The organism is Pradoshia sp. (genome assembly GCF_051873915.1).
Lineage (GTDB): Bacteria > Bacillota > Bacilli > Bacillales > Pradoshiaceae > Pradoshia.
Genome location: NZ_JBJEFJ010000138.1, coordinates 1 through 22,626 on the forward strand (window position 1 = coordinate 1; position 22,626 = coordinate 22,626).

A 22,626-nucleotide genomic window follows, 5' to 3' on the forward strand; every position below is an offset into this window, starting at 1 on the left:
CAAGAATGACGGATAATGGCAGATAGGTGCCTTCAGGACCTATCTGCTTTTTTTATGCAATGATACTTCCCTGTAGTATAGGTCCTGAATATCACCGATTGTATTAATATTTCGGAATATCAATTAACGGAGTTATCACGGTGATGCTAAACTCATCTTTACGAAGTGAAAAGGGGATAGCTGCGGCAGGGTTGCAAGATACCTCACTTGAATAAACCATTAACTCCTATTCTATGAAACTAGCTGGCTTATGAATAAATACTGACCCATCCGCTTATAGGCTGGTGTCCCCTCCTTTCTACCGCTATCTTTTCTTCTTAAAAGCTGTACTAAAAAGAAATACCGAAGAGAATGGTAAAGCCGGCTGTCGGTCTATAAATCACATAAAATGGTTTAGCTGAATAATGATCCTCCTCAATAAGCCATTACTCGTTTTTAAATAAGGGGAAGGTGGTTCGGAAGATGACGATTGAAATAGAGTCATTAAAGAGACCATCATGAAGAATGCTTTACCGTCTGTATACTGTATAAATATTCATAATCGGGATTAGGGAACCCATCAAAAATAAAGGAAAAATAATATACAAAGATAATATAAACGAAAATCTTTGTTATCTGACCAAAAAGAGAAAAAGAACCTGTTATTCCTATAGCTATGGTGAAATGACCTATAGCGAAAATACCGCCAGAGAAAGGGAAATGAGGGAAGGTGAAAGGAACTATTTGTTATAAAATACCGAATTATGGCTGTATTTGCTCTCAAATATTGGACTTTAAATACTAGATTTAATACAATGAAAAAGCAGTATATTCTTTATAGTTTGAAAGTTCGATAGGGGGATAAACAATGAATATCCATGAGTATCAAGGTAAAGAAATCCTCAGACAATACGGGGTTAAGGTCCCTAATGGCAAGGTTGCCTTTTCGGTAGATGAAGCTGTGAATGCAGCAAGTGAGCTGGGAACACCTGTAACCGTTGTCAAAGCGCAAATCCATGCAGGCGGAAGAGGGAAAGCCGGCGGGGTTAAGGTCGCTAAATCACTTGATGAGGTTCGTACCTATGCAGACGAGATTCTTGGCAAGGTGCTTGTCACACATCAAACGGGTCCTGACGGTAAAGAAGTTAAACGCTTACTTATCGAAGAAGGCTGTGATATTAAGAAGGAATACTATGTTGGGCTTGTATTGGACCGTGCCACTTCAAGAATCGTCCTGATGGCATCTGAAGAAGGCGGAACGGAGATTGAAGAAGTAGCCGAAAAAACACCAGAGAAAATTTTCAAAGAGGTAATCGATCCGGTTGTAGGATTGACGGCTTTCCAAGCTAGAAGAATTGCATTTAATATCAATATACCAAAGGAATTAGTCAATAAAACAGTTAAATTCATGATGGGCTTATACAATGCATTTGTTGAAAAGGACTGCTCTATTGCGGAAATCAATCCATTAGTCGTAACTGGCGATGGTGAGGTAATGGCACTTGATGCCAAGCTGAATTTCGACGAAAATGCCTTGTATCGCCATAAGGATATTGTCGAATATCGAGATCTTGATGAAGAGGATCCAAAAGAAATCGAAGCATCCAAGTATGACTTAAGCTATATATCCCTAGACGGAAATATTGGCTGCATGGTAAATGGAGCCGGCCTTGCTATGTCCACAATGGATATCATCAACCATTATGGCGGAAATCCCGCTAACTTCCTTGATGTTGGGGGCGGTGCGACAGCAGAGAAGGTAACCGAAGCATTCAAAATCATCCTATCTGACAAAAACGTTAAAGGGATTTTTGTTAACATTTTTGGCGGCATCATGAAATGCGATGTCATTGCAGAAGGCGTTGTAGAAGCTGCGAAGCAAGTGAGCCTTGATGTTCCATTGGTTGTCCGTTTAGAAGGAACGAATGTAGACCTCGGTAAGAAAATTCTAAGAGAATCCGGTATCGATATTACGGCTGCGGAATCTATGGCTGATGGTGCACAAAAAATCGTTTCGTTAATAGGTTAAGACTGGAGGATAAGGAAATGAGCGTATTTGTTAATAAAGATACAAAAGTTATTGTGCAAGGAATCACTGGTTCAACTGCACGTTTTCATACAAAACAAATGCTTGAATATGGAACGCAGATCGTTGGCGGTGTAACTCCTGGTAAAGGGGGCACTGAAGCGGAAGGAGTGCCTGTTTTCAATACGGTTATTGAAGCGAAGGAAGCTACTGGCGCTAATGCATCTGTTGTCTATGTGCCTGCTCCGTTTGCAGCTGATTCTATTCTTGAAGCGGTAGATGCTGAGCTTGATTTGGTTATTTGTATCACCGAGCATATTCCAGTGCTGGATATGGTCAAGGTAAAACGATATATGGAAGGCAAGAAAACAAGGCTTATTGGACCAAACTGTCCGGGTGTTATTACACCAGAAGAATGCAAAATCGGCATCATGCCAGGTTATATCCATAAAAAAGGTCATATCGGTGTAGTGTCCAGATCCGGAACTTTGACTTATGAGGCTGTTCATCAGCTCAGCCAAGCAGGATTCGGCCAATCATCTGCCGTAGGAATCGGGGGAGACCCGGTTAATGGAACCGACTTTATTGATGTCTTGAAGGCATTCAATGAAGACCCAGATACTTATGCTGTTATCATGATTGGAGAAATCGGGGGAACAGCAGAAGAAGAAGCAGCACAATGGGTGAAAGAAAATATGACTAAGCCAGTAACAGGCTTTATCGGCGGAAGAACTGCCCCTCCAGGCAAGAGAATGGGCCATGCTGGTGCCATTATCTCCGGCGGTAAGGGAACAGCTGATGAGAAGATCCGCATCATGAATGAGTGTGGAATTAAAGTGGCTGAAACACCTGCCGTAATGGGAGAAACAATGCTTCAAGTGCTGAAAGAAAAAGGCTTGTACGACAAATGTAAAACACATTAATCAATCATAGATAGGGTGTTCTCTTCGGGGGGCACCCTTCCTTGCTATCTTTTTTTGGAAAAATACTCAGAATTAAAGGAGAGATTACATGGATGTATGGAAGAATCGGCTGGTGCATTTGGACCATTGTCGAGGTATGTCGTGGAAGGGACTATACCAACTATTAAAGGATGATCCTGAATTGCTGAAAATCTACGAAAGGCCCCTGCTATATTGGAAGAAGCTCCTTCATTTAGAATCCCCTAATCTTCAACTCTTCATAAAAGACCTTCATAACATAAAGCTCTCCCAGATGCCCTCAGTTTATGAGCAAGATGAAATCCATTGTCTATCTTTTCTTGATAAGGAATATCCGATTACCCTCACTAATATTTATCAACAACCCTGGGTTTTATATGCAAAGGGAAATGTCAGCCTATTGACACACAAAAGAATTTTAGCCATTATAGGAACTCGGGCACCGACAGAATATGGAAATGAGGTGCTGAAGAGATTGGTTCCGGATTTTGTCCAGGCTGACATTAGTGTTGTAAGCGGCTTAGCAAAAGGGATTGATTCCCTGGCCCACAAAATAACTCTTGCAAATGGCGGGGATTGCCTTGCGGTTATCGGAGGAGGCCTTCATCATATTTATCCGAGGGAAAACATTCATTTGGCTCATTTAATTATGCAAAAAGGACTTATTATTTCTGAATACCCGCCGGTTGTTCGTCCCAAGCCCTGGCACTTTCCCATGAGAAATCGATTAATCAGTGGTTTATCAAAAGCGATTTTAGTGGTAGAAAGTAAGCGAAAAAGCGGTACGTTTATTACGGTTGAACGCGGGCTTGAACAAGGAAAGGATATTTTTGCTGTTCCGGGGAGCATCTTTTCCGAGCCATCCTCAGGTACAAACGCCTGGATCAGGGAAGGGGCAAAGCTAGTTACGTGTGCAGAGGATATCCTATCAGAATGGGAATAACAGATCAGGAAATTCGCTGGAAATGAATATGACAAAACAGTTATATAAGGTTTTTAAGGTTGCAAAAAAAGTATTTCTGTTATACATTGTGCTTCAGACAAGGTTTTTTTTGGCATCTTGATGAATAAGTCTGAAATAACAGATTGTTTGGAATTGAATTAAAACAATGATTGACAGATACGAAATGAAACCTGCATAATCATACATGCATGATAATAGAGAATAGAGAACCTCTTAAGGAGGAAAAAAATGGCGGATTATTTAGTGATTGTGGAGTCGCCCGCAAAAGCGAAAACCATAGAAAAATACTTAGGAAAAAAATATAAAGTGAAAGCATCCATGGGGCATGTTCGGGATTTACCGAAAAGTCAGACAGGAGTGGATGTTAAACATAACTATGAACCGAAATACATTACCATTCGTGGTAAGGGTGATGTATTGAAGGAATTGAAAACGGCCGCAAAGAAAGCAAAGAAAGTCTATCTCGCAGCCGACCCCGACCGCGAAGGGGAAGCGATTGCTTGGCATTTAGCGCATAGCTTAGGGGTTGACATCAACTCTGATTGCCGGGTTGTGTTTAATGAAATTACAAAGGATGCTATAAAGGAATCCTTTAAACATCCCCGCCCGATCAAGATGAATCTTGTTGATGCCCAGCAGGCAAGACGAATCCTAGACAGATTGGTAGGCTATAATATCAGCCCGCTATTATGGAAGAAAGTGAAAAAAGGGTTGAGTGCAGGGCGTGTTCAATCCATTGCGGTAAGACTTGTCATTGACCGCGAAAAAGAAATTACGAAGTTTATCCCGGAAGAGTACTGGTCCATTAATGGAACGTTCCTGAAAGGAAATAAAGAGTTTGAAGCAAACTTCCATTCTCTTAACAAGGAAAAGGTACAGCTTTCCAATGAAGAGGATGTTAAAGGAATTCTTTCAAAAATAAAAGGTAATGAGTTTACGGTCCAAAAAGTGACCAAAAAGGAGCGGAGACGTAATCCAGCGCCGCCGTTTACGACCTCATCCCTTCAGCAGGAAGCAGCCCGCAAGCTAAACTTCCGTGCGAAGAAGACGATGATGATTGCCCAGCAGCTCTATGAAGGAATTGAGATTGGCAAAGAAGGAACGGTCGGTTTGATCACCTACATGCGTACTGATTCAACACGGATTTCTGAAACCGCTCAAACAGAAGCCCGCGGCTGGATTGGATCCCAATACGGTGAAGAATACCACTCACAGGCACCGCGTAAAGACAAGCAGAGCAGCGGCGCACAGGATGCTCACGAAGCTGTGCGTCCAACCAGTGTTCACAGGGATCCAGCCTCCATCAAGGAATTCCTTTCAAGAGATCAGTTCCGCTTATATAAGCTAATATGGGAACGTTTCCTTGCGAGCCAGATGGCGCCTGCGGTCATGGATACAATGGCAGTTGACTTAACGGCTGAGGATGTTTTATTCAGAGCCAATGGCTCTAAAGTGAAATTTCCTGGCTTTATGAAGGTATATGTTGAGGGGTCAGATGACCAGACTGAGGAGAAAGAGAATCTGCTGCCGGAGCTATCCGAGGGAGATATCGTTTATTCAAAGGATATTGTCCCAAATCAGCACTTTACACAGCCGCCGCCACGCTACACAGAGGCAAGGCTTGTGAAGACATTGGAGGAACTCGGTATCGGCCGTCCTTCCACATATGCTCCAACGCTTGACACGATTCAAAAGCGAGGGTATGTTGCTCTCGATAATAAACGGTTTATACCGACAGAGCTTGGAGAAATCGTGAATGATATCATGATGGAGTTCTTCCCGGATATCCTTGATGTTGAATTCACGGCTAAAATGGAAAGCGATCTTGACCATATTGAAGATGGCGAAGTTGAATGGGTCAATATCATTGATCAATTCTATCAAGGCTTTGAGAAAGATTTGGAGAAAGCCGAAGTAGAAATGGAGAAAATCGAAATTAAGGATGAGCCGACGGGAGAAATGTGTGAGGAATGCGGATCTCCAATGGTCTACAAGATGGGCCGTTACGGCAAATTCATGGCTTGCAGCAATTTCCCTGATTGCCGGAATACGAAGCCAATCGTAAAGGAAATTGGGGTTAAGTGTCCGAAATGCCATGAGGGCAATATCGTTGAGAGGAAAAGCAAGAAACGCCGCATTTTCTATGGATGCGACCGTTATCCGACCTGCGATTTTGTCTCCTGGGATAAGCCGCTTCAGCGGCCATGTCCAAAATGTAATGGTCCGCTTGTCGAGAAAAAACTCAAAAAAGGCGTCCAGGTGCAATGCACCAATTGCAGTTATAAGGAAGAGACACAGGCATGAGGAAGGAAGGGCAGCGGCCCTTCCTTCTCTTCATGTTTATAAAGAATCGCATTGAAATGAAACTTTTTCCTTTGGAATACGTAGGAATATAGTATATAGTATTGCTTGCATATTGCTGCTATTCTGTAAAATAATAGTATGATGAAATAAATTACTGGCGTATTCTACATAGTACGACTTCGTGGAGGTTTATTAATGAAAAAAAGTGTTACAGTAGTAGGAGCGGGACTCGCAGGCAGTGAAGCTGCGTGGCAAATCGCTCAAAGAGGAATCCAGGTGGATTTATATGAAATGAGACCAGTGAAGCAGACACCTGCCCACCATACAGATAAATTTGCTGAATTGGTATGCAGTAATTCCTTGCGGGCCAACACGCTGACAAATGCGGTTGGAGTATTGAAGGAAGAAATGCGTCACTTGAATTCCTTGATCATTGACTCTGCCGACCATTGTTCCGTCCCTGCCGGGGGAGCATTAGCTGTTGATAGACATGAATTTGCGGGTCGTGTAACAGACACGCTCAAAAATCATCCGAATATCACGGTTCATCATGAGGAGTTGACAGAGATTCCTACAGATGGTATCACGATTATTGCAACAGGTCCGTTAACCAGTGAAGCGCTTTCGAAGGAAATCAGCAAGCTGACGGGTGAAGATTATTTTTATTTCTATGATGCGGCAGCGCCCATTATTGAAAAAGACAGCATAGATATGAATAAGGTGTATTTGAAATCCCGTTATGATAAAGGGGAAGCGGCTTATTTGAACTGCCCAATGACGGAAGAAGAGTTCAATACTTTCTATGAGGCTTTGATTAGTGCAGAAACGGTTCCATTGAAGGAGTTCGAGAAGGAAATATTCTTTGAAGGCTGTATGCCAATTGAAGTCATGGCAAACAGAGGAAAGAAAACGATGCTCTTTGGTCCAATGAAGCCGGTTGGCCTTGAGGATCCTAAGACAGGGAAACGCCCTTATGCAGTCGTGCAATTGAGACAGGATGACGCAGCGGGAACCCTTTATAATATTGTTGGATTCCAAACACATTTAAAATGGGGACCTCAAAAAGAAGTCATCCGTTTAATTCCTGGCTTGGAAAATGCAGAAATTGTCCGTTACGGCGTCATGCACCGGAATACATTCATCAATTCTCCAAAGGTATTGAAGAGTACCTACCAATTGAGAGAGCGGGAGAATCTTTTCTTTGCGGGGCAAATGACAGGTGTAGAAGGCTATGTTGAATCCGCAGCATCTGGATTGATTGCTGGGATTAATGCCGCAAGATTAGCAGAAGGCTTAGAACCAGCCGTTTTCCCTGTAGAAACAGCAATGGGAAGCATGGCGAATTATATAACGACAACCAATGCGAAGAACTTCCAGCCGATGAACGCGAACTTCGGTCTTTTCCCAGACTTGGGAAGACGGATTAAATCGAAGCAAGAGCGTGCAGAGGCCCATGCAGGACGTGCATTAGAAACGATTCAAAACTTTTCGAATAGTTTGTAAAATTTATTGCCTGGGTCACGAAAATGTGATAACATTTAGTGACCCTTGTGCGGGGTGAATATTATGAACATTGAAACTTCTATAGAAAATTATATAAAGTATTTACAAATTGAAAAAAACTATTCAAAATATACAATTGCAAGTTATCAAAAGGATATTGAAGAATTTGTTTTGTTCATGGATGAGCAAGCAATTTCTTCCTTTGATATCGTAAGGTACCCTGATACCCGATTATTTATCACTAATCTAACCGAACATAATATGTCTAAAAGGAGTATAAGCAGGAAAATTTCATGCTTGCGCTCCTTTTATAAATTTATGATGCGAGAGAATATTGTCTCCGAAAACCCGTTCGCAAGTGTTTCACTTCCTAAAAGGGAGCAAAGACTTCCGAGATTTAAATATGAGGAAGAAATGGAAGTTCTCTTTGATTCCATTGATGGATCAACCCATCTTGGAAAGCGGGACCTGGCATTGGTAGAATTATTGTATGCAACAGGCATGCGGGTCAGTGAGTGCTGTAATGTTGAAATGAGTGATGTAGATTATTCCTTAATGACTGTCCTTGCTCATGGTAAAGGCAGTAAAGACCGTTATATCCCATTTGGAGAGCATGCAAAAAAAGCGCTCATTGAATATATCGGCGATTCAAGAGCAGAGTTGATGGCGAAGAACAGCCAGACGCATAATTTTCTGTTCGTGAACCAGAGAGGCACGCCTCTCACTCCGAGAGGGGTTCGCTACATTTTAACAAATATAATGGAAAAGGCATGTGGTAATACCAATATTTACCCTCATATGCTCAGGCATAGTTTTGCAACCCATTTATTAAATAACGGAGCGGATATCCGGTCGGTGCAAGAGCTCCTTGGGCATTCCTCTGTACAATCTACCCAAGTGTATACTCATGTAACGAAGGAAAGACTGAGAGAAGTATATAATAATAGTCATCCCAGGGCTTAAGAAGATTTAAATAAGTCCTAATCAAGAGTAAGGAGTTGTATGATGGAACAATTTCACGCTACTACTATATTTGCCGTTCAGCATAATGGGGGTTATGCCATGGCTGGCGACGGGCAAGTGACAATGGGAAACGCAGTTGTGATGAAACATACGGCAAGAAAGGTTAGAAAACTCTTTAACGGCAAGGTTCTTGCCGGCTTTGCCGGTTCTGTAGCTGATGCTTTTTCGCTGTTTGAAATGTTTGAGAGCAAATTGCACGAATACAACGGAAATCTACAAAGGGCAGCAGTTGAGCTGGCAAAGGAATGGCGAAGTGACAAGGTGTTAAGGAAATTGGAGGCTATGCTGATTGTCATGGATACAAACAGTATGCTTTTGATCTCAGGAACAGGAGAGGTTATTGAACCTGATGACGGCATATTAGCAATTGGGTCAGGCGGAAATTATGCATTGTCTGCAGGCCGTGCATTAAAACGATTCTCCGGTGATAAAATGACAGCAAGGGAAATTGCGCATGCTTCATTAACGATTGCCTCTGAAATTTGTGTATATACGAATTCAAATATTATTTTGGAAGAGCTATAAGGCAAAGGAGGATACATGATGAAACCGGATGTACGTAATTTAACTCCAAGACAGATCGTAGAAAGGCTCGACCAATACATAATCGGGCAGAATGATGCGAAAAAGGCTGTTGCTGTTGCGCTTCGCAACCGTTACCGGAGAGGCTTGCTTTCTGAGGAGCTTCGAGATGAAATTGTACCGAAGAACATCTTGATGATTGGACCGACAGGAGTCGGTAAAACAGAAATAGCCCGTCGAATTGCAAAGATTGTGAAAGCCCCTTTCGTTAAGGTGGAAGCAACGAAGTTTACAGAGGTCGGCTATGTCGGACGTGATGTAGAAAGCATGGTCAGAGACTTGGCTGAAACAGCTGTCAGGCTTGTGAAAGAGGAACGGATGCTTGAGGTGAAGGATAAGGCTGTTGAAAATGCCAATAACCGAATCGTCGAGCTTCTTGTCCCTTCAGCGAAAAAGCAAGCAGGCTTCAAAAATCCGCTGGAGATGATCTTTGGGGGTTCATCCAATGAAACAGACTCATCTGAACATGATGAAGATGAACAAAAGTCCATCAATGAGAAGAGAAGAATAATCAAAGATAAGCTGTTCAAGGGCGAGCTTGAGGAAGAAATCATTACGGTTGAGGTTGAAGAACAGCCGCCGTCTATGTTTGATATGCTTCAGGGCTCCGGCATGGAACAAATGGGTATGAATATGCAGGATGCCTTTAGCAATCTTATGCCGAAGAAGCAAAAGAAACGGAAGCTTGCTGTCAAGGATGCACGAAAAGTCTTGGCTAATGAAGAAGCTCAAAAATTAATTGATATGGATGAAGTGACCCAAGTAGCGCTTGAGCGTGCAGAGCAGAATGGAATCATCTTTATTGATGAAATTGATAAGATTGCTTCCAAATCTGCCGGCGGGTCTTCTGCAGATGTCTCTAGGGAAGGCGTACAAAGGGATATTCTACCTGTTGTTGAGGGGTCGACTGTCGTGACGAAATATGGCACTCTTAAGACAGACCATGTCCTGTTTATTGCTGCAGGGGCATTCCATATTGCTAAGCCGTCTGATTTAATTCCTGAATTGCAAGGGCGCTTCCCAATTCGTGTTGAATTGAAGAAGCTATCTGTTGATGATTTTTATAAAGTATTAGTGGAACCTGATAATGCGCTTATTAAACAATATATCGCTTTATTAGAAACAGAAGGTATACAAATTGAATTTTCAGACGAAGCTATTCGTAGAATAGCGGAAGTTGCATTTGAAGTGAATCAAAATACGGATAATATCGGAGCACGCAGACTGCATACCATTTTAGAAAAGTTATTAGAGGACCTATCCTTTGAAGCACCTGAGATCACGATGGAAAAAATCATGATAACGCCTCAATATGTGGACGAAAAGCTCGGGGAGATTTCTAAAAACAAGGACTTAAGTGAATTTATTCTATAAGACAACATGTTTTAAAAGCACCCTTTTGGATACATACAAATAGTTTCAATTTACTCGAAAATTATCCAATTCACTTAATGCGTTGGTTTAATAGTTATAAGGACAATATCTAGGAGGAAGAATAATGGATTTACTAAACAAGACAAGAAAGATTAACTCGATGCTACAGCAAACTGGAGGGAAACCAGTTAACTTTAAGGAAATGGCTGAGAGCTTGAGTGAAGTCATTAATGCAAATATTTTCGTTGTATCCCGCAGAGGGAAATTGCTTGGCTTCCAAATCAATCAGCAAATCGAAAATGACCGTATGAAGAAAATGCTCGAGGATCGTCAATTCCCAGAGGAATATACAAATAATCTTTTCAATATTAAAGAAACATCTTCCAATATTGATATCAACAGTGAATATACAGCATTCCCTGTTGAAAACAGAGACTTGTTCAAAGCAGGCCTAACAACGATTATTCCAATCGTAGGCGGCGGTGAGCGTCTTGGTACACTTATTCTTTCCCGTGTTGAGCAGCAGTTCTCTGATGATGATTTAATCTTAGGTGAATACGGTGCGACAGTTGTAGGAATGGAAATTCTTCGTGAGAAAGCTGAAGAAATTGAAGAGGAAGCAAGAAGCAAGGCTGTTGTACAAATGGCAATCAGCTCTCTTTCTTACAGCGAATTAGAAGCGATTGAGCATATCTTTGAAGAATTAAAAGGCAATGAAGGATTGTTGGTTGCATCCAAAATTGCTGACCGTGTCGGAATCACACGTTCTGTTATCGTAAACGCACTTAGAAAGCTTGAGAGTGCCGGTGTAATTGAATCACGTTCACTAGGTATGAAAGGAACATACATTAAAGTATTGAATGCCAAATTCTTGAATGAGCTTGAGAGCTTGAAACGCTAATCAAATGAAAAAGCCCGTTCTCCATAGTAGGAGGACGGGCTTTTTTTATGTTCAAAAATTTATATGGAGGGGTGAAAAAGGACTATATAGGACGAATGATATGTCAATAAAATAAAATAATGTCGAAAATTAGGACTATTGTACTTATCATTTTTGTCCTATTTTATTTATTATTATTTATAACAATTAGTTGATAAATATTCGGATTTTGTCATATTTGATATATTTTTAGCTTTTCTTGTAATAAAAGGGAAGCGTGTTGTGGGTATTTCGTTAAATGGAGGTCTTTTGAACTACTTTTAACCTTGTGTGTTATAGGAAAGGAGAAGGAACGATAGAAATGAATTTATTCTCAAATACGATCACAGCCCTGCAGCAAGGGCTCCAGTATTCATCCATTAAGTCCGAAGTTATATCACAAAATATTGCTAATGCTGATACACCGAATTACAAGGCGATGAAGGTCGGTTTTCGGACAGAGCTGGATGCAGCTATTGAGGTCGCCTCTGTTAAATCGGATGAGAGACATTTTGATTTTCAGGCAAGCAAAGCTAGCCCAATAAAAATGGGACGGGATAGTCAAAACTATAATAGTACGGGCAACAGTGTGGATATGGACAGCGAAATGAGTGAGCTCGCACAAAATCAAATCTATCATCATGCATTGATTGAAAGGCTGAATGGTCAATTCAATACATTGCGTAACGTCATTAAAGGAGGGAATTAACGATGGGTATCTTCAATAGTCTCTCCATCACCTCGAGTGCATTAACTGCACAAAGACTGCGAATGGATGTAATCTCCTCCAATATGGCTAATGCCGAAACAACGAGAGGTGAATATGTAGATGGCCAGTGGCAGCCCTATAAGCGAAAGTCTGTTGTGCTTGAAACAAAGAATAACGGTTTTTCTGGTTATTTACATCAAGCGATGGGATCAGGCACATCCTTTGGTGGATCAGGTGTTCGTGTGAAAAGCATTAAAGAAGAAACCAATAGGGTATACGATCCAGCAAATCCAGAAGCGAATGCTGCTGGTTATGTGGAGGAGGATAATAGCAAATTAGTCTATGATCCCTCTCATCCCGATGCAGATCCTGAGACAGGCTATGTGAAAATGCCGAATGTAGATACACTCAGGGAAACGGTTGATCTAATTAGTGCAACAAGGTCATATGAAGCCAATGTAACTGCCTTTAATGCATCGAAGAGCATGATGATGAAGGCACTCGAAATTGGAAGATAAGGAGGGTAATTCTTGGATATATCAGTACTATCAAATTCTGTCTCATCTGTGTTTACTCAGAATAAAACAGATGAAATGCGTTCTAATACAGCATACGAAGCTCAAACATCTTTTGCGTCCGTTCTTAAAGAAACAATTTCAGAAATTAACACTGCTCAAAATGCATCAAGTGACTTGACTCAAAAATTAGCTCTTGGGCAAGACGTGAGTCTCGAAGATGTCATGATTACCGCTCAAAAGGCGAGTATAACACTTGAGGCAGCAATGCAATTCAGAAATAAAGCAATTGAAGCTTATCAGGAAATGATGAGAATCAGCATGTAAGATGGCTGTTACGAATGGAAGTTCGATATACATAACAAGCCCCTTCATTACGGGTAGAAGAATTTTTAACGAAGGTGTTATTCATCGCAGGTAGGATCTTTCTATCATATTTGAATACCAGCCTATGCAAGAAAGATAAGTTCGGGGGATCATGATGAAGGAATCATTGGATAAATATAAAAGTCAACTGACAGATTACTGGAAGGGGCGTACAGGTAAACAGAAAACAATGTTTATCACGATGATGGCAGGAATCGTGCTTCTGGCGGCTGTCATTACGTATTACATGACAAGAACAACACTTGTTCCTCTATACAGCAATCTTTCTCCTTCTGAGACAGGAGCAATTAAGGAAAACTTGGATGCAAAAGGTATCCAATCAGAAATAAGTGAGGGTGGTACATCTATCCTTGTACCTGCTGAAATGACAGAAACATTATTAGTGGAATTGGCAGCAGAGGGCCTTCCTGAGTCGGGAAATATTGACTTTTCCTATTTCAGTGAGAATGCAAGCTTTGGGATGACGGACAATGAATTTGACGTCATTAAACAAGATGCCCTGCAAAATGAAATCGCTGCACTAATCAAAGGAATTGATGGTGTGCAAGATGCGAAGGTTATGCTGACGATACCGGAAAAAGAAATCTTTGTCAGTGATGAGGCAGCAACTGCTTCTGCCTCAATCGTCCTTAACACAAAGCCTGGTCAGGAATTTGAGGATTCCCAAATTCAGGCGCTCTACCATCTAGTCGCCAAAAGTGTGACAAACCTTCCTGTAGAAAATATCGTCATTATGAATCAATACTTTGAGTATTTTGACCTAAACAATTCAGGGAACGGTACATCTGATACATTTGCCTCACAAAGCGGTATCAAGAATGAGGTGGAAAAGGATATTCAAAGGCAAGTTCAAACGATGCTTGGCACCATAATGGGGCATGACAAGGTTGTTGTGTCCGTGACAGCTGATGTTGATTTCACGCAGGAAAACCGTGAAGAGAACTTAGTTGAACCTGTTGACAAAGAGAATATGGAAGGTTTAGCCATAAGTGCTCAAAAACTAACGGAAACCTATAGTGGAAACGATGCGGCTGAAGGAGGAACACCGATTACCGAGGACAGCTCAGATTCTTTAGGGACGCAATATTTAGAGGGGTCGAATGGCAACGGTGACTATGAGAAAACAGAAGAAACAATTAATCATGAGGTTAATCGAATTCGCAAGGAGATCATAGAATCCCCATACAAAATAAGGGATCTTGGAATCCAAGTCATGGTTGAGCCGCCTGATGCTGCAAATGCCGCTTCACTGCCGGCTGAACAAATCGAGGATATCCAAAATATCCTAGGGACAATCATTCGAACCAGTATTGATAAATCGACTATGGAGGAGGAATTGACTGAGGAACAGGTAGAAGAAAAAATCGTCGTATCTGTTCAGCCGTTTAATGGCAAGGTAATCTTCGATGAAGAAGAAGTACGCTCAGGTATTCCTTGGTGGATTTATGCGATTGGCGGTTTCTTATTGGTCTTCATTCTCTTGCTCATCTTCTATATCATCCGCTCCCGCAAGGAAGAGAAAATGATAGAGCCTGAATATGAAGAGCTATTAGCGCCGGCAGAGGTGCCTAACATTGAGGAAGAGGTTGAAACAGAGGGGACCATGAGGAGAAAGCAATTAGAGAAATTGGCGAAGGAAAAGCCTGATGAATTTGCCAAACTATTGAGATCGTGGATTGCAGAAGATTAAGGAGGATCAAGGATGTCAATTAGAGAGAAGAGAAATACGCTGACGGGTAAGCAAAAAGCAGCCATTCTGCTCATCTCCTTAGGTCCGGATGTGTCAGCCAATATTTATAAGCATCTATCGGAAGAAGAAATTGAGAATTTGACGCTTGAAATTTCGAGTGTCCGTAAGGTTGGACCGAAGGAAAAGGACGCTGTCCTTGAAGAGTTTCACACGCTTGCTCTGGCACAGGAATATATCTCGCAAGGCGGAATCGGCTATGCGAAGACCGTTCTGGAGAAAGCGCTGGGGGGAGACCAGGCAAAGGCTATCATTAATCGCCTGACGACATCTCTCCAGGTTAGACCGTTCGATTTTGTACGGAAAGCCGACCCAGCACAAATCTTGAATTTCATTCAAAATGAGCATCCTCAGACAATAGCTCTTATCCTATCCTATTTGGATGCTGCCCAGGCAAGCCAGATTCTCTCGGCACTGCCTAATGATATGCAGGCAGATGTGGCTAAAAGGATTGCGCTTATGGATAGTACATCGCCGGAAATCATTAGTGAGGTTGAGCAAATCCTCGAGCGAAAGCTGTCTGCTACTGTTACGCAGGATTATACACAGACCGGGGGCATAGAAGCAGTGGTAGAAGTGCTGAATGGAGTAGACCGGTCAACAGAGAGGACCATACTTGATGCACTTGAAATCCAGGATCCTGACCTGGCAGAGGAAATCAAGAAAAGAATGTTCGTCTTTGAGGATATCGTTACCCTTGACAATCGTGCCATTCAGCGAGTAATTCGTGACGTTGAGAATGATGATCTTCTTCTCTCACTCAAGGTGGCTAGTGAGGAGGTTAAAGACATTGTTTATAAAAACATGTCTAAACGAATGGTCGAAACCTTCATGGAAGAAATGGAATTTCTCGGGCCAGTTCGTCTTCGGGATGTTGAAGAGGCTCAATCAAGAATTGTCGCCGTCATTAGGCGATTAGAGGATGCTGGTGAGATTGTGCTTGCACGAGGCGGAGGAGATGACATCATTGTCTAGAATCATTAAATCCCATTCTGTCTATTATGGAAGTGTAACGAATAAGGTTTTGGCTCTCCGTTCTGTCACAGCACAGAAGTCTGGTGTGATGAAGGAGGAAGCAAGCACCATCCCCTTGCCGGAGGATTTGCTGGAAGAAGCGAGGATGAAGGCAGAGGAAATGATTATGCAGGCAAATGAACAAGCAGCTCTGATAAGGGAAGAGATAGAGACCGAAAGAGCTGCCTGGGAACAGGAACGCAATGCGATGAGTGAGAAAGCATGCCGAGAAGGCTTTGATGCCGGTTTCAAGCATGGAATGGAACATGGCCAGAATGAGTATCAGGAAATGATCCGTCTCGCAAAGGCAACTGCAGAAGATGCGCGTTCAATCTATTACAAAACGATTAAAGAGGCTGAGAGAACAATTTTAGACATATCCATAGAGGTCGCTGAAAAGATTATGGCCCATCAGCTTTACGGGGATGAGAATACGTATTTTGCCTTTGTTCGAAACGCAATCAAGGAGTCAAGAGAATATAAGAATATTGAACTTCATATCCATCCTGCCCACTATGAGCATATCAATCGGAAGAAGGATGAATTGATATCTTTATTCCCGAGAGAGACGGCTTTTTATATTTATCCTGATGAAGAGCTGTCAGAGGGAGACTGCTATATTGAATCCTCAAACGGGCGCCTGAATGCGAGTGTGGATATCCAGCTTGCCCAAATTAAGAAGATTCTTCTTGAAGTATTAGAGGAGGAGAGAGGATGAGAATTACTGAGCTTTCTTCTTATGTTAAACAAATTGATTCCTTTAAGCGTTTTGGCAGAATCAAACGAGTTGTCGGATTGATGATTGAATCACAGGGCCCAGTAAGCTCGATTGGGGATGTCTGCTATATACATACAAACAGCCATCATCGGAATGGAACCATAATGGCTGAGGTTGTTGGTTTTAAAGAAGAGATTGTCATCCTGATGCCATATACAACGGTCAATGATATTTCGCCAGGGGCAATCGTTGAGGCAGCTGGTAAGCCGCTTGAAATAAAGGTTGGGCCAGGGCTGGTCGGGCTTGCTCTTGATGCACTCGGAAATCCGCTTGACGGCACCTCCCTTCCAGGGGGACTGCAGGCTGTCTCAGTTGATCAAGAGCCTCCAGGACCCATGATGCGCCCTCCCATCTCGGGAGCGATTGAAACAGGTGTCACAGTGATAGACAGTCTTCTGACGGTCGGCAAGGGGCAGCGTGTCGGCATTTTTGCCGGAAGCGGTGTCGGAAAAAGCACACTTCTCGGTATGGTTGCGAGGAACAGCTCGGCGGATTTAAATGTGATTGCGCTTGTTGGGGAGCGGGGAAGGGAGGTACGTGAATTCATTGAACGCGATCTTGGTGAAGAGGGATTGAAGCGTTCAATCGTCATCGTCGCTACCTCTGATCAACCTCCTTTAATGAGAATCAAGGCTGCTTATACAGCAACAGCCATTACGGAATATTTTCGCGACCAAGGGCTTGATGTCATGCTCATGATGGACTCGGTCACTAGGGTCGCTATGGCGCAGAGGGAGATTGGACTTGCGGTCGGTGAACCGCCAACGACGAAGGGCTATACACCATCTGTATTCAGCATCCTCCCGAAATTGCTTGAGCGGACGGGAACGAATGATCATGGAAGTATCACGGCCTTCTACACGGTATTGGTAGATGGGGATGATATGAATGAACCAATTGCTGATACGGTAAGGGGGATTCTTGATGGCCATTTTGTCCTTGATCGAAAGCTGGCCAATAAAGGTCAATTTCCGGCAATCAATGTGCTTAAGAGTATTAGCAGAGTCATGTCCCATTTGGTTGAACCGGAGCATGCAAAAGCAGCGGAGTCAGCCAGGCAATATCTATCCTCCTATCTAGATGCAGAGGATTTAATCAATATTGGCGCCTACAAGAAGGGCTCCAATCAGATGATTGATGAAGCGATTAGTAAATATCCCCATATTGTTGAATGGATGAAGCAGGGCGTCGAGGTCAAGGTGACCAAACAACAGTCAATGGAAAGATTGCTTTTATTAACGAAGTCAGGTGGATGAATAAATGGTCTATCGATATAAGTTTGAGAAAATTATGAGCTTAAGAGAAAAAGAAAAGACAGAATCGCAGACGAAATATACAGAAGCCGTCAAAGAGTTCGAAACAGAAGCTGAAGGATTGTACCGCATGCTGAAAAAGAAGGAAGAACTGCTTGATAAGCAGGCTGAGCAGCTGAAAAAAGGGCTGTCTGTCCAACAGGTGCGGCATAATCTGTCCTTCCTTGAGAATCATGAGAGACAGATACGTCATTATCAAAAGCGGGTTGTCGAGACGCGCAACAAAATGAACTTCTTTCATCAGGTGCTTGTTGAAAAAAATATTGAAGTGAAGAAATACGAAAAGATGAAAGAAAGCGATCGACAGGTCTTTATGGAACAGCAGAATCAAATGGAGAATCGGCAAATGGATGAAATCTCAATCCAGCAATATATGGGCCGTACCTAAGTCGCGGAGGGGAGCATATGAAAGAATACGAGAAAAAGGGCTTCGGACTGCGGGCAATCTTTCTAACATTACTGGTTATCCTCCTTCTGTTTGGTATCGGCATAGCCGCCGTTTTCTTTCTCTCCGGTAACAGCCCGGAGAAGGTTTCTGAGGCTATTTGGAAGGATAAGGGGGAGGCTGGGGAGCCCAAAAAGCTGGAGGAGAACTATACAAAGGAATTGAAGAAGCTCAATCAAAAGCTGAAAGATGCAGAGGCAGAACTAACAAGTCTAGAAAAGATGCTCGATTCTAAGGAACAGGAAGCTTCGAAAAGTGAGCACACGATAGCTCAGCTTGAGAGCACAATTAAGAATCTAGAGGAATCTGCGGGGGAAAAAAATCAGGCGGCAGGGGAAATGATTGCCACCTATGAACATATGGCGCCAAAGAGAGCTGCCCTCATTCTGCAGGAAATGAAAGAGGATGAGGCAGCAAAGGTACTGTCTGCGGTGACAACAGAAGCGAGAGCAGCCATTTTAGAAAAAATGGATCCAGCTTTAGCTGCACCGCTGATGGTTAAAATCTCGGCGGAGGCTGATTAAGCTCAAGAGATGAAAGAGTGAAAGAGGGGTGGAGAGTTGAGTCAGTTTATATTTCCCGTGCAGAATGGATTTCCATCATATCCTGTGGCTGATGATCATCAGACGGTAGGGGAGAAGGAGAAACGCACCTCCGTGTTTATCGGTCATCTTAAGAGACAGCTTTCTGGGGAGGGAATGGAGAAGGAATCAGTCATGATGACTGATGAAGGACAAGAGGCAGAGCAAAATGAGCTCATAAGACTTCTGCAGGCAGAAGATTGGGAGGATGTGCCAGAGGTCTTTGAATTACTTGCCCTATATCAAGAAGGAAATGTAACAGGGGAAATTATGCCGGTCAATTTGACTGCCTCATTTGGAGAGGAGCCGATAGAATCGGTTCTGACAGCCGTTCAAACGCTTGCAGAATTAACAGGAATAAAGGTGCCGGAGAATATCCAAATGAACCCGCCTGATGAAAAAAGCCTGGAGATGCTTGTCTCTATCCTGCAGCAGTCATTGGGCATTAATGATGATGTATGGATGGACAGTGCTGTACGTAAGCCTTTGCAAATGATTTTGAAATGGAGCAAGCTTGCGGCCCTTGCCGGCACGGTGAACGGGACGGAATCAAGCTTACTAGAATCGAAAGAAAAGCTGGCAAATGCCCTTGATAAATGGTCTGAAAGGATCGGGAGTCTCTTCACTTCTGCACAAGGCACAGAAAAGGATCAAAAGTCTAAAACTGATTCGTCCTCCCTGCATAATATGCCGCGGGATTCAAGTTTTGGGCTGAGAAGCGGGATGCCGGAAATGGCCGTTAATCAGACGATTCTTGCTAAAGATCTGCAGAGAATGGATAGCGGACCGCTGATTATCATGAAGAATGGACAGCCGGTTGAGTCAAATGAATGGATGAAGCAATTGGATACCATTCTTTCAAAGGCGAAGCTTACCTCTTTCAATGGTTTGCAAAGACTGCAAATCCAGCTTGCACCGGAACATCTAGGCACTTTGCAAATTGAAATGATCAAGAAGAATGGTCAGATTACCGCAAGTATCATCGCCAATACCCAGCAGGGGAAAGAAATACTTGATTCTCATTTAAACCATTTGAAGATGACGTTATCGAATCAGGGTATTCAGATGGACAGAATTATTTTGCAAGATGCACAAGCAGCCTTTGATGAGACTTTGAAGGACCATCAGCAAAGGAAAGACCAGGATCAGGAACTGCTAAAGGAAGAAGAGGAGCTAGAAATGGCCAGCTTCCTCGATGAGCTTCAGCAATTATTAATAAATGAAACGATATAAAGGAGGGAGATTCCGTGACCTCAATTGATACCAGCCTGATGTACAGCTCGGTTGAGAATAAAGTAAGAGAAGCAAACGGCAATCTTGATAAGGATGATTTCTTAAAACTGTTAATTACCCAGCTGCAAAATCAAGACCCAACGAGTCCGATGGATGATACAGCCTTTGTTTCCCAGATGGCGACATTTTCGAGTCTTGAGCAAATGAGCAATATGAATACCGTGCTTGAATCGATGCTCCAGTCGCAAACGGAAAATTTATTGCTGGGGTATTCGCAATTCGTTGGCAAGGAGATAACCTACCATAATATCCGTTCAGATGACGGATTGAGCAATGGCGCTATACAAGAGGGGAAAGGAACGGTCGCCGCCGTCCAATTTAACTCAGGGAAAGCTGAGTTCATTTTAGAGGATGGAACCGTCTTAAGCCCTGCCAATATTTCATCCTTAAATGCCTCTAATTCTGAACACCGCCCTAATCTTGCTGAAGCAAGCAGGCTTATCGGCAGAAATGTCACATGGTTGGATGACCAGCAAAAGGAGGCAGCAGCTGCAGTATTGTCCGTTTTCTTAAAGGATGGGCAATTGAGTCTGGAAGTCAATGATGAGAAGAAAAGCATTCTTTCCATTGACCAATTGATACGAGTCAGCTGAGGATTTGGGCAATGAGCAAACCATCTAATTTTGATGGAGGATTGTATGTTGGCTTTGCCATAATGGCATCGATTTAAAGAAAGAAGTACGGGCACAGCCCAGGCTGTCAAACCAATCGACAGCCGAAAGAAAGGGGAATGTTCACATGTTGCGTTCAATGTATTCAGGTATTAGCGGATTGAAAAACTTTCAAACCAAATTAGATGTCATTGGCAATAACATTGCCAATGTGAACACGTATGGCTTTAAGAAAGGCCGCGTCACCTTTAAGGATGCGATCAGTCAAACCACGGCGGGAGCAAGCACATCTACAGATGCAAGAGGGGGGACAAATGCGGTTCAGGTTGGTCTTGGAAGCTCGATTTCCTCCATTGACACCGTTGATACAGCAGGCAGCCTGCAAAATACATCAAGGACGTTGGATCTTGGCATTCAAGGAGACGGCTATTTCATCGTGAAGGAAGGCACGAATAACTATTATACAAGAGCTGGTAATTTCTACTTGGATGAAGAGGGAGTTTTAGTAACGGGTGAGGGCTATAAGGTTCAAGATATTAACGGCAGTGACATCCAATTGAATATCGCTGCTCTCCAAAGCTTTAGCATTGCTCAAAATGGGGACATCAATATTGTTACAACAGGTGGTGCCAATCAGGTTGCAGCCACGATTGCTCTGGCTAAATTCAGTAATCCGGGCGGATTGGAGAAGGCGGGGAATAACCTATTCCAAGAATCTGTGAACTCAGGCGCCCCACAAATCGGAGCTTCAGGAACGGACGGAAGGGGTACCCTCTCTTCAGGAAGATTAGAGATGTCAAATGTCGACTTATCTGAAGAATTCACGGATATGATTGTGGCGCAACGCGGATTTCAGGCCAACACGCGCATTATCACGACATCTGATGAAATATTGCAGGAGCTTGTTAATCTGAAACGATAAGGACTAGGAGGAAAGGGCTGAAGGCTGCTTTAGCCCTGTACATATGATTAAAGTTAGAAAGCTGAATGGAAAAGAATATTACTTAAATGCTCTTTACATTGAATCAATTGAGTCAAATCCAGATACAACCTTGACATTGACAAACGGCAAGAAATTGGTGGTTGCAGATGATGAGAAAATGCTCGTTCACTCTGTCATGAATTTTTACAGGCAAGTTAATCTTTTGAAGGTGCCGCAAGAGGAGGTTCTGGATAGTGAGAAATAAGCTGATGGCTGCTGGGGCTATATTGATGGCCGTAATAATCCTGCTTGGTGCAGGGGCAGTTTTCTATTATATAAAATACATAAATAATGAGAGTCAAGAGGAGCTCAGCATTGAGCAAGTGATCAAGCATTCGGTTGAGGTGCCTGAAATAACGACTAACTTAAATGATGACACACTCATCCAAATCTCATTCATGATTGAGACGGATGGAAAGAAAGCACGTGAAGAATTGGAGAAGAGAGAGTTTCAAATTAAGGATATCGTGATTAATGAATTATCGGAAATAGATGCTGATCAGCTGAAAGGGAAGAAAGCAAAGCAGGATTTAGAAGATAAGCTGACAGAACAAATCGATGGATTGATGCAAGAAGGAAGGATCGTTCAAATTTATACAACATCCTCCATTCTCCAATAACAATGCTCGGTTGACG

The 22,626-nt window shown here is 42.7% G+C and carries 23 protein-coding genes; all 23 read left to right on the plus strand.

The window, feature by feature from the left end; genetic code table 11:
• The first annotated feature begins 847 nt into the window (after nucleotides 1-847).
• The 23 genes from sucC (at nucleotide 848) to fliL (ending at nucleotide 22,610) form a co-directional block, all read left to right on the plus strand.
• Complete coding sequence (sucC, locus tag ACI35L_RS12685; protein ID WP_049671440.1) at nucleotides 848-2,008, plus strand: ADP-forming succinate--CoA ligase subunit beta; 1,161 nt, start codon at nucleotides 848-850, stop codon at nucleotides 2,006-2,008.
• A gap of 17 nt (nucleotides 2,009-2,025) precedes the next feature.
• The gene (gene sucD, locus ACI35L_RS12690) at nucleotides 2,026-2,928 is read left to right on the plus strand and encodes a succinate--CoA ligase subunit alpha (RefSeq protein WP_049671439.1); all 903 of its coding nucleotides are present in this window, start codon (nucleotides 2,026-2,028) and stop codon (nucleotides 2,926-2,928) included.
• A gap of 292 nt (nucleotides 2,929-3,220) precedes the next feature.
• The gene (gene dprA, locus ACI35L_RS12695; protein WP_231589602.1) at nucleotides 3,221-3,889 is read left to right on the plus strand and encodes a DNA-processing protein DprA; all 669 of its coding nucleotides are present in this window, start codon (nucleotides 3,221-3,223) and stop codon (nucleotides 3,887-3,889) included.
• Between the two features lie 249 nt (nucleotides 3,890-4,138).
• Nucleotides 4,139-6,214 (plus strand): type I DNA topoisomerase, encoded by a 2,076-nt coding sequence (topA, locus tag ACI35L_RS12700; RefSeq protein WP_049671437.1) that lies wholly within the window; start codon nucleotides 4,139-4,141, stop codon nucleotides 6,212-6,214.
• A 195-nt stretch (nucleotides 6,215-6,409) separates the two neighbouring features.
• Nucleotides 6,410-7,717: an FADH(2)-oxidizing methylenetetrahydrofolate--tRNA-(uracil(54)-C(5))-methyltransferase TrmFO gene (gene trmFO / locus ACI35L_RS12705; protein WP_049671436.1), complete on the plus strand. Its 1,308-nt coding sequence runs from the start codon at nucleotides 6,410-6,412 to the stop codon at nucleotides 7,715-7,717.
• A gap of 60 nt (nucleotides 7,718-7,777) precedes the next feature.
• Entirely contained in the window at nucleotides 7,778-8,680 is a 903-nt protein-coding gene (xerC, locus tag ACI35L_RS12710; RefSeq protein ID WP_049672955.1) for a tyrosine recombinase XerC, read from the plus strand.
• Nucleotides 8,681-8,722: 42 nt separating this feature from the next.
• A complete protein-coding gene (hslV, locus tag ACI35L_RS12715) occupies nucleotides 8,723-9,265 on the plus strand; it encodes an ATP-dependent protease subunit HslV (protein WP_049671435.1) in 543 nt (180 codons plus the stop codon).
• 18 nt (nucleotides 9,266-9,283) lie between these two features.
• Nucleotides 9,284-10,696, plus strand: coding sequence for an HslU--HslV peptidase ATPase subunit (gene hslU / locus ACI35L_RS12720; protein ID WP_049671434.1), 1,413 nt, complete (start codon nucleotides 9,284-9,286; stop codon nucleotides 10,694-10,696).
• A 124-nt stretch (nucleotides 10,697-10,820) separates the two neighbouring features.
• Nucleotides 10,821-11,597, plus strand: a complete 777-nt coding sequence (codY, locus tag ACI35L_RS12725; protein WP_049671433.1) for a GTP-sensing pleiotropic transcriptional regulator CodY — start codon at nucleotides 10,821-10,823, stop codon at nucleotides 11,595-11,597.
• Nucleotides 11,598-11,937: 340 nt separating this feature from the next.
• Nucleotides 11,938-12,324, plus strand: coding sequence for a flagellar basal body rod protein FlgB (gene flgB / locus ACI35L_RS12730; protein WP_049671432.1), 387 nt, complete (start codon nucleotides 11,938-11,940; stop codon nucleotides 12,322-12,324).
• 2 nt (nucleotides 12,325-12,326) lie between these two features.
• On the plus strand, nucleotides 12,327-12,842 hold the full coding sequence (locus tag ACI35L_RS12735) for a flagellar basal body rod protein FlgC (RefSeq protein WP_049671431.1): 516 nt from the start codon (nucleotides 12,327-12,329) through the stop codon (nucleotides 12,840-12,842).
• A gap of 48 nt (nucleotides 12,843-12,890) precedes the next feature.
• Nucleotides 12,891-13,166, plus strand: a complete 276-nt coding sequence (gene fliE / locus ACI35L_RS12740) for a flagellar hook-basal body complex protein FliE (RefSeq protein ID WP_439803053.1) — start codon at nucleotides 12,891-12,893, stop codon at nucleotides 13,164-13,166.
• A gap of 154 nt (nucleotides 13,167-13,320) precedes the next feature.
• Entirely contained in the window at nucleotides 13,321-14,916 is a 1,596-nt protein-coding gene (fliF, locus tag ACI35L_RS12745; RefSeq protein ID WP_049671430.1) for a flagellar basal-body MS-ring/collar protein FliF, read from the plus strand.
• Nucleotides 14,917-14,928: 12 nt separating this feature from the next.
• Nucleotides 14,929-15,948 (plus strand): flagellar motor switch protein FliG, encoded by a 1,020-nt coding sequence (gene fliG / locus ACI35L_RS12750; protein WP_049671429.1) that lies wholly within the window; start codon nucleotides 14,929-14,931, stop codon nucleotides 15,946-15,948.
• Complete coding sequence (gene fliH / locus ACI35L_RS12755; RefSeq protein ID WP_439803034.1) at nucleotides 15,941-16,705, plus strand: flagellar assembly protein FliH; 765 nt, start codon at nucleotides 15,941-15,943, stop codon at nucleotides 16,703-16,705. The genes fliG and fliH overlap by 8 nt, the downstream gene beginning before the upstream one ends.
• Nucleotides 16,702-18,021: a flagellar protein export ATPase FliI gene (fliI, locus tag ACI35L_RS12760; protein ID WP_439803035.1), complete on the plus strand. Its 1,320-nt coding sequence runs from the start codon at nucleotides 16,702-16,704 to the stop codon at nucleotides 18,019-18,021. The genes fliH and fliI overlap by 4 nt, the downstream gene beginning before the upstream one ends.
• A 4-nt stretch (nucleotides 18,022-18,025) precedes the next feature.
• Nucleotides 18,026-18,466, plus strand: a complete 441-nt coding sequence (gene fliJ, locus ACI35L_RS12765; protein WP_439803036.1) for a flagellar export protein FliJ — start codon at nucleotides 18,026-18,028, stop codon at nucleotides 18,464-18,466.
• Between the two features lie 17 nt (nucleotides 18,467-18,483).
• Nucleotides 18,484-19,047 (plus strand): MotE family protein, encoded by a 564-nt coding sequence (locus tag ACI35L_RS12770; protein ID WP_439803037.1) that lies wholly within the window; start codon nucleotides 18,484-18,486, stop codon nucleotides 19,045-19,047.
• A 36-nt stretch (nucleotides 19,048-19,083) separates the two neighbouring features.
• Entirely contained in the window at nucleotides 19,084-20,337 is a 1,254-nt protein-coding gene (locus ACI35L_RS12775; RefSeq protein WP_439803038.1) for a flagellar hook-length control protein FliK, read from the plus strand.
• Nucleotides 20,338-20,351: 14 nt separating this feature from the next.
• Nucleotides 20,352-20,990 (plus strand): flagellar hook assembly protein FlgD, encoded by a 639-nt coding sequence (gene flgD, locus ACI35L_RS12780; protein WP_439803039.1) that lies wholly within the window; start codon nucleotides 20,352-20,354, stop codon nucleotides 20,988-20,990.
• A gap of 145 nt (nucleotides 20,991-21,135) precedes the next feature.
• The gene (flgG, locus tag ACI35L_RS12785; RefSeq protein WP_439803040.1) at nucleotides 21,136-21,930 is read left to right on the plus strand and encodes a flagellar basal body rod protein FlgG; all 795 of its coding nucleotides are present in this window, start codon (nucleotides 21,136-21,138) and stop codon (nucleotides 21,928-21,930) included.
• A 43-nt stretch (nucleotides 21,931-21,973) separates the two neighbouring features.
• On the plus strand, nucleotides 21,974-22,195 hold the full coding sequence (locus ACI35L_RS12790) for a flagellar FlbD family protein (RefSeq protein ID WP_049671421.1): 222 nt from the start codon (nucleotides 21,974-21,976) through the stop codon (nucleotides 22,193-22,195).
• Nucleotides 22,185-22,610 carry a flagellar basal body-associated protein FliL gene (gene fliL / locus ACI35L_RS12795; RefSeq protein WP_439803041.1) on the plus strand — a complete coding sequence of 142 codons (426 nt, stop codon included), beginning with the start codon at nucleotides 22,185-22,187 and terminating at the stop codon, nucleotides 22,608-22,610. Before ACI35L_RS12790 ends, fliL begins: the two co-directional genes overlap by 11 nt.
• Nucleotides 22,611-22,626 lie beyond the last annotated feature (16 nt).

Excerpts from the sequence above, each read along its gene's own strand:
- sucD (WP_049671439.1), top strand. The coding sequence starts at position 2,026 with ATGAGCGTATTTGTTAATAAAGATACAAAAGTTATTGTGCAAGGAATC.
- fliF (WP_049671430.1), top strand. The coding sequence starts at position 13,321 with ATGAAGGAATCATTGGATAAATATAAAAGTCAACTGACAGATTACTGG.
- hslV (WP_049671435.1), top strand. The coding sequence starts at position 8,723 with ATGGAACAATTTCACGCTACTACTATATTTGCCGTTCAGCATAATGGG.
- ACI35L_RS12790 (WP_049671421.1), top strand. The coding sequence starts at position 21,974 with ATGATTAAAGTTAGAAAGCTGAATGGAAAAGAATATTACTTAAATGCT.
- flgG (WP_439803040.1), top strand. The coding sequence starts at position 21,136 with ATGTTGCGTTCAATGTATTCAGGTATTAGCGGATTGAAAAACTTTCAA.
- fliG (WP_049671429.1), top strand. The coding sequence starts at position 14,929 with ATGTCAATTAGAGAGAAGAGAAATACGCTGACGGGTAAGCAAAAAGCA.
- ACI35L_RS12770 (WP_439803037.1), top strand. The coding sequence starts at position 18,484 with ATGAAAGAATACGAGAAAAAGGGCTTCGGACTGCGGGCAATCTTTCTA.
- hslU (WP_049671434.1), top strand. The coding sequence starts at position 9,284 with ATGAAACCGGATGTACGTAATTTAACTCCAAGACAGATCGTAGAAAGG.
- dprA (WP_231589602.1), top strand. The coding sequence starts at position 3,221 with ATGCCCTCAGTTTATGAGCAAGATGAAATCCATTGTCTATCTTTTCTT.
- topA (WP_049671437.1), top strand. The coding sequence starts at position 4,139 with ATGGCGGATTATTTAGTGATTGTGGAGTCGCCCGCAAAAGCGAAAACC.
- fliI (WP_439803035.1), top strand. The coding sequence starts at position 16,702 with ATGAGAATTACTGAGCTTTCTTCTTATGTTAAACAAATTGATTCCTTT.
- flgB (WP_049671432.1), top strand. The coding sequence starts at position 11,938 with ATGAATTTATTCTCAAATACGATCACAGCCCTGCAGCAAGGGCTCCAG.
- trmFO (WP_049671436.1), top strand. The coding sequence starts at position 6,410 with ATGAAAAAAAGTGTTACAGTAGTAGGAGCGGGACTCGCAGGCAGTGAA.
- sucC (WP_049671440.1), top strand. The coding sequence starts at position 848 with ATGAATATCCATGAGTATCAAGGTAAAGAAATCCTCAGACAATACGGG.
- ACI35L_RS12735 (WP_049671431.1), top strand. The coding sequence starts at position 12,327 with ATGGGTATCTTCAATAGTCTCTCCATCACCTCGAGTGCATTAACTGCA.
- fliJ (WP_439803036.1), top strand. The coding sequence starts at position 18,026 with ATGGTCTATCGATATAAGTTTGAGAAAATTATGAGCTTAAGAGAAAAA.
- codY (WP_049671433.1), top strand. The coding sequence starts at position 10,821 with ATGGATTTACTAAACAAGACAAGAAAGATTAACTCGATGCTACAGCAA.